Consider the following 12,346-nt stretch of genomic DNA (forward strand, 5'->3'; position numbering starts at 1 on the left):
GATTTTCCTTACTTTTTATGTAAAGTATAACAAAATCCCCCTGCTCTCGCTCAGCAGGGGGACTATCATCTATATTAGGTTAGGGTACACATGATCATAGATTAAGAGGTGTTCAGAAAGATGCTTTCTAATTATTGATATAATTGACTGCCTGTTTCTTTAAACTCTTCTGCTTTTTCTTTCATACCTTTTGAGATTGCTTCTGTTGTTTCTAAATCATTATCCTTTGCATACTCACGAATATCATGCGAAATTCTCATACTGCAAAACTTCGGACCACACATTGAGCAGAAATGCGCTGTCTTTGCTCCTTCTGCTGGTAATGTTTCATCGTGATATTCCATTGCGCGCTCAGGGTCTAATGATAAATTAAATTGATCACGCCAGCGGAATTCAAAACGCGCTTTAGAAAGAGCGTCATCACGCTGATGTGCTGTTTTATGACCTTTTGCAAGGTCAGCAGCATGCGCGGCAATTTTGTACGTAATAACCCCTTCACGAACATCATCTTTGTTTGGTAAGCCAAGATGTTCTTTTGGTGTTACATAGCAAAGCATTGCTGTACCGAACCAACCAATCATCGCTGCTCCAATCGCAGAAGTAATATGGTCATAACCCGGTGCAATGTCTGTCGTTAACGGTCCGAGCGTATAGAACGGTGCACCATGACAAATGTCGAGTTCTTTATCCATATTCTCTTTAATCAAATGCATCGGTACATGTCCTGGGCCTTCAATCATCACTTGTACATCATGCTTCCAAGCAATTTGCGTAAGTTCTCCTAATGTTTCCAGCTCAGAAAATTGAGCTTCGTCGTTTGCATCCGCAATTGAACCAGGGCGTAATCCATCTCCAAGAGAGAAGGAAACATCGTACTTCTTCATAATTTCACAAATCTCTTCAAAATGTGTATATAAGAAGTTTTCTTGATGGTGATATAAACACCACTGGGCCATAATCGAACCACCGCGTGATACAATTCCTGTTACACGCTTTGCTGTAAGCGGAATGTAACGAAGCAGTACACCAGCATGAATTGTAAAGTAATCTACTCCTTGCTCTGCTTGTTCAATTAGCGTATCACGGTATACTTCCCACGTTAAATCTTCCGCGATCCCATTTACTTTTTCAAGCGCTTGGTAAATCGGCACTGTTCCAACTGGTACAGGCGCATTACGAATAATCCATTCACGCGTCGTATGAATGTTTTTCCCAGTAGAAAGATCCATAATTGTATCTGCGCCCCAACGTGTTGCCCATGTCATCTTCTCTACTTCTTCTGCAATCGACGATGATACAGCTGAGTTCCCGATATTCGCATTTACTTTCACATGGAAGTTACGCCCGATAATCATTGGTTCTGCTTCCGGATGATTAATATTTGCCGGTAAAATGGCACGACCTTCAGCAATTTCCTTACGTACAAATTCTGGTTCCACGCCTTCACGAATCGCCACATATTCCATCTCTGCTGTGATAATACCTTTACGCGCATAATGCATTTGCGTAACATTTTCCCCAGTTTTTGCGCGAAGCGGATTACGTCCCATTTGCGGGAATACAGGCGTATGTTTAGCTGCTACTTTTACACCATCATCTTCCGGTTTCACTTCACGACCTTCATACTCTTCTACATCTCCACGTTCCACAATCCAGCAGCGGCGCGGCGTTGGAATCCCCTTTTCTAATTCCACTTTGTAATCCGGATCAGTATAAGGACCACTCGTATCATACACACGAATAGATGGATTTGTTACACCGTTTGTATCGCTTTGTGCAATCTCGCGCATCGGTACTTTCATATCTTCACGCGTACCCTCTACATATACCTTCTTGCTTCCCGGTAAACTTGACTTCAACTCAATTTGCTCAGCTGAAACAGATTGTTTCATAAATGTGTTTCCTCCCCTGTGTCTTAGCGAAGTAACCTCCGCTTTTCTTTAGATTCAGTTTCGCCGCCTAGACCCTTGCGTCTAAACAGTTGGCTCCACTTTTCTTATGACCAGGATGAGAACTAGCGGCTAGTATATGCTCAAATAAAAAAGCCAGGTCCATAATAAAGAATAGGACCTGGCAACATAAGGCATTGTTATGTAAAGCCGTTAACTTCCCTCCGCTGGTACGAACCAGATCAGGTCCAAAGGGTTAAGAAGCTTCAACACGCTTCCCTCTCAGCCCAGCTCTTGGGCACCCCTAGTTTATCACTGATTAAATTTTCACTACGCTCTTATCATACATCATTGTCAAAAAAATGCAAAGGTATTTATATCATTTTTTTCCTTATTCAAAAAATGGGTATTTCACTCAGTACAAGCCGAATCCGCACTTCATACATATAGAATATAAGCCAGTGCAGGACGTATGTCTTATGCAAACTTTTCACGATAAGAACAGGGGTGAAAGAGTTGATAAACCTACAATCTACAATAACCATACTCGCTTTTCTCGGAACCACGCTCATCATCTTTTGGCGTCCCAAAGGGATGAATGAAGCAATTCCAGCAACAGTTGGTGCAGTAATTGTCATTTTAAGCGGTACAGTTTCTCTTACCGACTTGGGTGATATTAGCTCAAAAATTATTGGCGCCGCCATAACAATTATGGCTACCATTGTTATGGCAATCGTATTAGAGAGTTTCGGCTTTTTTTATTGGTGCGCCGTTAAACTTGCTAAAAAAGCAAAAAGCTCTGGTATTCGCCTCTTTTGGTATACAAATCTTCTTTGTTTTCTCATGACATTATTCTTCAATAACGATGGTAGCATCTTAATTACAACTCCCATTTTACTGCTTTTGTTACACCATTTGCGACTCACACATGATCAAAAAATACCTTACTTACTAAGTGGTGCACTCATCGCCACTGCCTCAAGCGCGCCGATTGGTGTAAGCAATATTGTGAATTTAATCGCCTTGAGAATTATTGATATGGACTTATACATGCACACAGCCATGATGTTTGTTCCCGCTACGTTAGGTCTCCTTTTTATGTCGTTTCTGTTATTCCTTGTTTTTCGGAAAAAAATCCCTAAAAAACTCCCGGTCTTATCGACATACTTAGATGAAAATTTCGTTAAAAAATCCTTTCACCCACTGCAACCACGTCCCGCAATTGATGAAAATCGTAAGCGAACAAGGTTTATGCTTGGAATTCTATTATTTGTTTTATGCGTTCGCCTCAGCTTATTTATCGCATCTTTCTTTCAGTTTTCTATCGCCATTGTAGCAGTCATTGGCTCCGTTATTTTACTCGGGTGGAGATGGTACAAACTGCGCCTTCCACCTCATGATATGATTAAAAAAACACCTTGGTATGTCTTAATTTTCGCATTTTCTATGTACGTGATTGTGTATGGACTTAATAACATCGGCTTAACCAACCTGCTCATCACTACATTTCAGCCAATCATCACTGGTAGTTTATTTCATGCCACTTTTGTTATGGGGGGCCTAGTCTCTATCCTCTCTAACATTTTTAATAACCATCCTGCCTTAATGATTGGCACAATTGAACTCACCGAAATGGGACTAGATCCTATTACATTGAAAACCATTTATCTTGCAAACATCATCGGTAGTGACATGGGCTCATTATTACTCCCGATTGGTACATTAGCAAGCTTAATGTGGATGTATATTGTGAAAAAAGGAAAAGTAACTATCGGTTGGGATACCTATATAAAAACTACACTTCTTGTCATTCCGCCAACCGTCATTTTTACACTGCTATGTTTATATTATTGGGTTAAATTAATCTTCACATCTTAAAACATCTCCCTCCTTCCACTATGTTAGAAGGAGGAGATTATGTAATTACGAGAAAGGTGATTATTATGCTTCATTTACAAAAATATATTAATCAGCCCATACAAGTGACATTGTCAAGGGAAATTATTCCATTTGAAGGAATTATGATTGATAAAGGCTCGGATATTATTGTATTGTATGATGGAGAAAAATACATGTATATCTCTAGTTTACACATTCAACATTTAACCCCAAGCATCGATTCTTCATTACTTGATAACCTAGCAATTCCAGAATCTTTACTACCGCCAGACATAATATCAAGTGAATCCACTATTTCACTGCGAAAAACATTGCAAGTGGCAAAAGGACAATTTATTGAACTTGCGCTATCACATGAACACTTCTTACATGGATATGTTACCCATATTATGAATGACTATTTTATCTTCCTCTCACCTGTCTATCAAATGTTATACATCCCCTTTCATCACGTAAAATATATCGTTCCGTATAAGGAAGCAGAAACGCCTTACGGACTAGAAAATACAAAACTCTTATCGCCAGCTTCAAAGATTACACTTGCACGTACATTTTCTGAGCAAATGAAAAAACTAAAACAACATATCGTTTTACTTGATTTAGGCATACAGAGTTATAAAATTGGCAAATTAGCTGAAGTAACCGACAACCAAATTGAACTCATTACAGCACGTAATCAGCGTTTTCATTTTAATTTACATCACGTTAAAACCGTACATCTTCCATCATAAAATTAAAAATAACAAAAAGAGGTATCTCATCATAAGAGACACCCCTTTTTTCTATCATACCTTTCGAGAGGACTCCCACCTCTAAACGTACGTGAAGGTGGCGAGGTGAATCGAAAAAGTGTATCTTATTTTCAGAAAGTTATAGAAACGTATGTTCCTTCTTGGTATAATCTTCTTAAGAAGGAGGTGAAAAGATGCAAAAGAATCAGGAACAACAATCCAACTATCAAACATTTCAAATTTGGATTAAAAAAGGACATCGTATGTATGCTTACTTTCAAGAATCTTGTCAGAATGCCAAGAATATGTACAATACGACCAACTTTTATATACGTCAGGTGTATACAGGGTTGACACAAGAAAAAGAGTTACAGCCCCTACAAAAAGAAGTGTTGGATATTATAGATCAATATATCGAAAAGATGAATGATACGCAGCTTCTTGTCCATCGAAAGAAATTAACAAAAGAGAAGATGAAACCGAAAGAAAAACAGAAAGAAATCAAATGCAATTTGTTTTCCAAACCTACGAAAGAAAATCCTCATGTAGATTATTATTTTCTAGATGCTTTGTTTAAAGCTATGCTTCAAAAAGATTATCGTTCTTTACCTGCACAATCCAGCCAATCCATCATGAAAACTGTATTTCAAAACTGGCATTCCTTTTTTGCAAGCTTACGAGATTATCAACAAAATCCAAACAAATATACAGGAAAACCGAGAATTCCCAAATATATTCGTTCTGTGGAAAAAGAGGTGCTGTATACAAACCAAGACTGTGTCATTAAACATCATACCTTTTTAAAATTTCCAAAGACAAAATGCCAATTAAATATTGGGAAATTAGGTTGTGCCAAAGGCAAACTGAAACAAGTTCGTGTGATTCCTAAATATCATGCATATGTAGTGGAATTGGTGGTAGATGCTTCTTCCAAAATACCATCCGTTGAAGAGAATGAACGTTATATGGGAATTGATTTAGGTATTGATAACCTTGCAACTATTGTCACAAACACAGGTATGAAACCTGTTCTTGTGAAGGGCAAGCAGATCAAAAGCATCAATCAATTCTACAATAAATTAAAGAGTGATTTTACAAGTATTCTTCGACAAGGGAAACAAACAAACGAAGGACCTTATACTTCAAAAAGATTAGAAAAACTTTATCAAAAACGTTATCTGAAAATCAAAGATCTTTTTCATAAGGCAAGTCATGAGATTGTAAAACGAGCGCAGGAAGAGAGAATTTGCAAAATCGTAGTTGGTCAGAACAAAAATTGGAAACAGGAAACGGATATGGGAAAGAAACAGAACCAAACGTTTTGTCATATCCCACACAGTGTATTGATTCAAATGATTACATATAAAGCAAAAAAAGTAGGTATCGAAGTGATTGTAATCGAAGAATCGTATACATCCAAAGCAAGTTTTTTGGATCATGACTTCATTCCAACCTATGGAACAAATGACAAGCATGCAACCTTTTCAGGAAAACGAATCAAGCGTGGTATGTATCGTTCTGCGAATGGAATCTTCATGAATGCAGACGTAAACGCTGCGGCTAATATTTTACGAAAAGCATTCCCGAATGCATGGACAAACGGGATAGAGGGGTTAGGTGTGAAACAGCTCGCCAATGTGTTAACTCCACTAACGTTAATCCTCCGTTAGGTCGAAACGTTAGAAACCCCCACTTCCAGCTCCGCTAAGTGGGGGAGTATTCATTAAGGAATCATCCAAGTTAAATAATAAGCTTGAATATATGTGATAATACCAATGATTGTTACGAAGAATAAACTATGTTTCACTGTGAAACGGAATAGGTCAGATTCTTTTCCAGCAAGTCCAACTGCCGCACATGCGATTGCAATGGACTGCGGTGAAATCATTTTAGCAGTTACACCGCCCGTTGTATTCGCCGCAACAAGCAACACTTCGCTCACGCCTACTTGCTGCGCTGTAATTGCTTGTAGATTTGAGAACAATGCGTTTGCAGATGTATCTGATCCTGTTAAGAATACCCCGAGCCATCCAAGGAATGGCGAGAAGAATGGGAAGAATTTCCCCGTTCCTGCTAACGCTAATGCCAATGTCGATGAAAGTCCTGAGTAATTTGCGATAAACGCAAAACCAAGTACTAATCCAATTGACAAAATTGGCATTTTCAATTCTTGCAACGTTTCTTTAAATGTGACCACTGCTTGTTTTGGACTCATTTTCAAAACAAACATTGTGATAATACATGCAATCAAAATTGCTGTTCCTGTTGCCGATAAAATATCAATCTTTAATATAGCTTCATATGGTGTTGGTTTATTAACAATTGGCTCTGCCTTCATCACTAAATTATGCAGACCCGGAATTTGAATTTTAAACACTAAGCTTTCAAGCGCACCGCCTGGAGCAAATAAAGCTTTAAAGAACTTTTGGCTCCAGATTACAACCATTATCGTTAAAATAATAAACGGTGACCACGCTTTCAAAACTTTTCCTGCTGTTAAATTCATTGTAGAACCAGCATCTACCGTTGCCGCTGCTTCTGCTTGTCCTTTTCCAGAATGGTAAATTTCTTTTGGCTGCCATACTTTTAAGAATAGCGCTAAACTCACTAAACTCACTAGTGCCGATGTAATATCTGGGAGTTCAGGCCCAAGATATGTTGCTGTAATAAACTGCGTAATCCCGAACGAACCGCCTGCTACAAGTAATGCAGGCCACGTTTGTTTTACACCTTTTAATCCATCCATTAAGAATACAATAAAGAATGGAACAAATAATGATAGAAGCGGTAATTGATGCCCAGCCATTTCTCCTATTTTATGAGGATCAATACCTGTTACTTGACCAGCTACTAAAATTGGAATACCCATCGCTCCGAATGCTACCGGTGCTGTATTTGCAATTAAGCAAAGCCCCGCTGCGTATAACGGGTTTAAACCAAGCCCTGCAAGAAGCGCTGCTGTAATTGCTACTGGTGCTCCAAATCCAGCTGCTCCTTCCAAAAATGCACCGAATGAGAAGCCGATTAAAATGACAAGTAGACGATGATCATTTGTAATAGAAAGAACAGATGCACGAATGACATCGAACTGTCCCGTTTTTACTGAGATTTTGTATAAAAATACTGACATGATGATAATCCACGCAATTGGCCATAATCCATAAGCAAACCCATAACCCGTTGCTGCTATCGCCATCGTAAATGGCATTTTATAAACAAAAAGTGCAATTATAACTGTTAATAAAACTGTAATGAACCCTGCAACATAGCCTTTCATACGAAAAACTGTTAACGCTAAGAAGAAAAATATAATTGGAATCATTGCAACTGCTGCCGAAAGCCAAATGTTACCTAGCGGATCATAAACTTGTGTCCATGTGCTCATAGTTTCTCTTCCCTTCTAATGTCTCTTTTTCATATACTTATAATCCTATAAGTAGACAACCAGGTCATCAGACCTTTAGGTCCAAAAAATAAAACGTTTACAGAAAACGTTTTCATGAATATTTGATAATTCTACTTTATCATATTTTCCTCTATTTACAATGCTATTTTCGAATTTTTTTCACATTTTCTTTGTTCATCCTTTCACAAAATGTGATATGATTACAGGTTTCTAAAATAAAGTGAAACTTTCCTCAACGAACGGTTTTCTCGTTGAGGATTAGTTAAACCAATCGGGTCCTTACAGACGGTTTGTCTCCCTTCCTTGCCCGACTTCTTACCGGCTGTTTAGGCGGGATAAAGTGAGACTTTCTTCTGGGAGCATTTTTTCCCTGAAGGTTAGTTGAACCAATCGGGCTTTTACGGGCAGTTTATCTCCCACCTAACTTCTTTGCTTTCACTGAATTTTGAGGTGGGGATATTACTGCCCGTTAATGCAGGATAAAACTTTTTTCCTTTGTTGTATCAATTTATTTTTAGGAATGTAGAATTTCTCCAAATTCTACATTCCTAAAACGTTCAAACAATTTTAATGTTTAGATTATTGAAATCGCTTTCAATTAATGTTATATTTTTCATGTTATTAAAAATCAATGCAATCGGTTGCTCTAATCAATGGAGGAAAAATTCATTAAGATGCATAATGTATTTTAGATGCAATAGTTCAAATTATTTCAAAATATTATATGTGTGTTTATGTTGTTCTACATTTCAATTGCTGCCAATCTATGCAAACGATTGCAAACAAAAGGGAGATAGAAGTATGAAGAGGAAAAAATGGACTGCGTTAGCACTATCTTTACCACTAGTTGTGAGTTTATCAACAAACATACAGGCAGAAACATTACATAATAATAAGGGTCAAAAGGCACAAACAGGAAATAAAGACGGAGTTTTTTATGAACTGTATGTTAATTCTTTTTATGATACTGATAGCAATGGACACGGTGATTTAAAAGGCGTCACAAAGAAACTTGATTATTTAAATGATGGAAATCCAAGAACAAATAATGATCTTCAAATAAACGGGATCTGGATGATGCCTATTAACACCTCTCCGAGTTATCACAAATATGATGTAACTGATTACTATAATATCGATCCTCAGTATGGAAATTTACAAGATTTCCGTGAACTAACAACAGAAGCGCATAAACGCAACGTAAAGGTAGTAATGGATCTTGTTATCAATCATACAAGCAGTGAGCATCCTTGGTTTGTCGATGCATTAAAAAATAAAAACAGTAAATATCGGGATTACTATATTTGGGCTGATAAAAATACAGACTTAAATGAAAAAGGCCCATGGGGTCAACAAGTATGGCACAAAGCGTCGAACGGAGAGTATTTCTACGCAACGTTCTGGGAAGGGATGCCGGACTTAAACTATGACAATCCTAAAGTAAGAGAAGAAATGATTAAAATCGGGAAATTTTGGCTTAAACAAGGAGCTGATGGTTTTCGTCTAGATGCAGCCATGCATATCTTTAAAGGGCAAACACCTGAAGGAGCAAAGAAAAACATTGAATGGTGGAATGAATTCCGCGACGCGATGAGAGAAACGAATCCAAATACGTATCTAGTTGGTGAAATATGGGATCAACCAGAAGTAGTTGCTCCGTATTATCAATCGTTAGATTCTACATTTAACTTCGACTTAGCATATAAAATCGTTAATTCCGTTAAAAATGGTACTGATCAAGGGATAGCCACGGCAGCTGTTGCAACGAATGAGTTATATAAAACATATAATCCAAATAAAATTGATGGAACGTTTTTAACGAATCATGACCAAAATCGGGTAATGAGTGAGTTAAATGGTGATGTGAACAAAGCAAAATCAGCAGCCTCTATTCTGTTGACACTCCCTGGTAATCCGTTCATTTATTATGGTGAAGAAATCGGCATGACAGGCCAAAAACCAGATGAATTGATTCGTGAGCCATTCCGTTGGTATGAAGATGATAAAGAAGGTCAAACGAGCTGGGAGACTCCAGTATATAACATTGGTCATAATGGTGTTTCCGTTGAAGCACAAGATAAACAAAAAGCTTCTCTTCTAGACCATTATCGTAAAATGATTCGTGTTCGTCAGCAACACGATGAACTTGTCAAAGGTAATTTAGAATCTATTTCTGTCAATAACTCACAGGTTTTTGCCTATAATCGTACGTATAAAAATAAATCAATTCAAGTGTATCATAATATTTCAGGCAAGCCGGTTACATTAACTGTTTCAGACAAAGGAAAACTGATTTTTTCTAGTGAATTAGGAGCAAAAAAAGAAAAATCAACATTAGTAATTCCAGCGAATACGACAGTGCTGGTAAAGTAACAGAGTAAGAATATGAAGTACTATTTATGTTTTTTTGACATATACACCAACACCAAAGTTTAGGCTGAATCTTTCTAAAAGAAAGTAAATCCCTATACGAGAAATACGCTATCCTTTTCGTAGAATTATTAAAAGGATGGCGTTTTTTAATGGTTAAAAATTATTATAATCAAACAGCTTTTCATTTTAATTTTTCATCCTCTATCCGGCTTCTGCGCTTCTCTCTAAACCTTGAGCACAAATAGCGGGATAAACGTATTCTGAAGAAGTTTTTTTGTTTACACAACCCAGATGATTAGAAATGTTTCTAATGTATGAATAGTAAAATGACATTTTCTTATACTAAGGTCGAAAACTGATTTTAGGAGGACAAAAAATGACTGAGCAAAATCGAACTCAATCTGCCATTGATGCAGGGCGTAATAACACAAAACGCGGGATTGAAGCAGCAAGCGATGTAGTACAAAATGCAGTTGATGCTGTTGAAAATGCTGGAAAAGCAACAGTTGACCGTATTTCTGAAGCAGCTAAAGATGTCACAGCTCGTTAATACGAAATAATTTGTTTGGGTATTTGTTAGAGTCATGAATTAAAGAAAAATAAGAAGCAAGACCGTCAAAAGACGGTCTTGCTTTCATTCCATTATAATTCGCCCGATCTAAACTTAATTGATAGAACTGGAATGACATTTCATGTATGAAAATTCCCTTCACCTCTCTCTCGAATCTTGAAGCGGGAATTCACTTCCTAATCCTTTGTAAATTATCCTACATTTTCTATTGAAAATAAGTATCATTAAGGAAAATTCCACTATCTTTATATATAAGAAAAAAGTACTCGCATGCAGCGAGTACTTTTTTCATCTTCTTTTTCTTCGTTTGCGGCGCATCATTTTTTTACGCCTTGTATTCACACCGTCCGCGATAATATGTAATGCACTAGCAGCAATAACGCCCAGTACAAACATAATAATTGCCACTTTATGCGCCTTTGCGATCTCTATGAGTTTTCCCTCTAGCACTGTTTTATTTAAAACGTATAAAAACGGTGAGAAAACGAGCAGCATATAAAGAAGACGAATCAAATCACCAATAATAATCGTGTGCGTAAGCGGTGACCGATGCGGCATTACAACTTGATATGGATACCAAAAGATGCGAAATAACCCCCATTTTCGGTAAGCAGAACTATGAATATCCAGATCCGGTGTTAAAAAGTACGTCCCAACAATAAATCCAATCGTAAACGTAAGAAGAAAATCAAAATTCGTTAACCCGTAAGAACCGAGCATAAATAATACAATGGGAAGAGAAACTAAGTTTATCTTCGTGTGTGTTTTTCCTGATGGCATATCCAATTCCTTCCGTTCGATCCTAACTCGTCCGACTGCCCATTAATGAAAGAAACATCAATAGGCGTCTTACTGCATTAATCTAATTTTTGATCGATAAGTGACGTATCCACATCAGAACCAAACCATTCTCCCAGCTTTGTACGCGCTTGTTCTTTCACTTCTTCATCTACATACATAGCAGTTTGTACGAGCGCAGCTGTTAATGCACCTAAGTCATCTGTATAACCGAGCCCAGCTATAAAATCCGGAATAGCATCAATCGGTGCAATAAAATACGCAAGAGCACCAATAATCGTAAGCTTCACTCGTTTTGGAACACCTGGTTTCTGCAATACATAAAACAGTAACAAACTAGCATAAATGACTGATTGCCCTGCCTTAATCGCTACATGTTTTACTTTATTCCAAAACGCTTCGACTGAAAATTTCTCCTTCATCATGAAATCTCCCCTCGTTATTCTTTTCCCCCGCTATTCACGGGCAGTGAGACCCCCTGCTAATGGAAGTTTCACTTTATGTCTATTATGCCGAATTTATTTACAACATAAGCAAACTTCACATACATACAATATAATGTAGGTTCTGGCTTGGCAACGTTACTTATCATGCATTCTTATTATAACAAACAAGCAAAAAAGAACAAGTGTTTGGTGTCGGTTTTTAAATTTTTCTCAATATAAAAAGTCCTCGTTTC

At 37.5% G+C, this 12,346-nt stretch carries 9 protein-coding genes and 1 riboswitch; of the genes, 5 read left to right on the top strand and 4 right to left on the bottom strand.

The window, feature by feature from the left end; all coding sequences use genetic code 11:
* Positions 1 to 131: 131 nt before the first annotated feature.
* Positions 132 to 1,892, bottom strand: a complete 1,761-nt coding sequence (thiC, locus tag NKR74_RS22530; protein ID WP_098310973.1) for a phosphomethylpyrimidine synthase ThiC — start codon at positions 1,890 to 1,892, stop codon at positions 132 to 134.
* A gap of 199 nt (positions 1,893 to 2,091) precedes the next feature.
* A riboswitch (TPP riboswitch) is annotated at positions 2,092 to 2,205 on the bottom strand.
* A 203-nt stretch (positions 2,206 to 2,408) separates the two neighbouring features.
* On the opposite strand from thiC, the gene NKR74_RS22535 reads away from it, so the two are divergent.
* The 3 genes from NKR74_RS22535 to NKR74_RS22545 all read left to right on the top strand — a co-directional run bounded on the left by NKR74_RS22535 (position 2,409) and on the right by NKR74_RS22545 (position 6,189).
* Entirely contained in the window at positions 2,409 to 3,767 is a 1,359-nt protein-coding gene (locus tag NKR74_RS22535; RefSeq protein WP_253631203.1) for an arsenic transporter, read from the top strand.
* 65 nt (positions 3,768 to 3,832) lie between these two features.
* Complete coding sequence (locus NKR74_RS22540; RefSeq protein ID WP_098310972.1) at positions 3,833 to 4,519, top strand: DUF2642 domain-containing protein; 687 nt, start codon at positions 3,833 to 3,835, stop codon at positions 4,517 to 4,519.
* Between the two features lie 194 nt (positions 4,520 to 4,713).
* Positions 4,714 to 6,189 (top strand): RNA-guided endonuclease InsQ/TnpB family protein, encoded by a 1,476-nt coding sequence (locus NKR74_RS22545; protein ID WP_253630897.1) that lies wholly within the window; start codon positions 4,714 to 4,716, stop codon positions 6,187 to 6,189.
* Between the two features lie 53 nt (positions 6,190 to 6,242).
* On the opposite strand, the gene NKR74_RS22550 is transcribed toward NKR74_RS22545, so the two are convergent.
* A complete protein-coding gene (locus NKR74_RS22550; RefSeq protein WP_253630898.1) occupies positions 6,243 to 7,904 on the bottom strand; it encodes a lactate permease LctP family transporter in 1,662 nt (553 codons plus the stop codon).
* 822 nt (positions 7,905 to 8,726) lie between these two features.
* On the opposite strand from NKR74_RS22550, the gene NKR74_RS22555 reads away from it, so the two are divergent.
* Both NKR74_RS22555 and NKR74_RS22560 read left to right on the top strand, forming a co-directional pair.
* On the top strand, positions 8,727 to 10,298 hold the full coding sequence (locus tag NKR74_RS22555) for an alpha-amylase family glycosyl hydrolase (RefSeq protein WP_253630899.1): 1,572 nt from the start codon (positions 8,727 to 8,729) through the stop codon (positions 10,296 to 10,298).
* Positions 10,299 to 10,674: 376 nt separating this feature from the next.
* The gene (locus tag NKR74_RS22560) at positions 10,675 to 10,848 is read left to right on the top strand and encodes a hypothetical protein (RefSeq protein ID WP_253630900.1); all 174 of its coding nucleotides are present in this window, start codon (positions 10,675 to 10,677) and stop codon (positions 10,846 to 10,848) included.
* 309 nt (positions 10,849 to 11,157) lie between these two features.
* Here the strand turns inward: NKR74_RS22560 and NKR74_RS22565 are convergent, their stop codons facing one another.
* Together NKR74_RS22565 and NKR74_RS22570 are read right to left on the bottom strand one after the other, a co-directional pair.
* A complete protein-coding gene (locus NKR74_RS22565) occupies positions 11,158 to 11,649 on the bottom strand; it encodes a metal-binding protein (protein ID WP_253630901.1) in 492 nt (163 codons plus the stop codon).
* A gap of 77 nt (positions 11,650 to 11,726) precedes the next feature.
* Complete coding sequence (locus NKR74_RS22570; RefSeq protein WP_253631204.1) at positions 11,727 to 12,089, bottom strand: YkvA family protein; 363 nt, start codon at positions 12,087 to 12,089, stop codon at positions 11,727 to 11,729.
* Between the last annotated feature and the right edge of the window lie 257 nt (positions 12,090 to 12,346).

Origin of the sequence: Bacillus sp. 3103sda1, from assembly GCF_024159135.1 — a bacterium.
Classification (GTDB): Bacteria; Bacillota; Bacilli; order Bacillales; family Bacillaceae_G; genus Bacillus_A; species Bacillus_A rhizoplanae.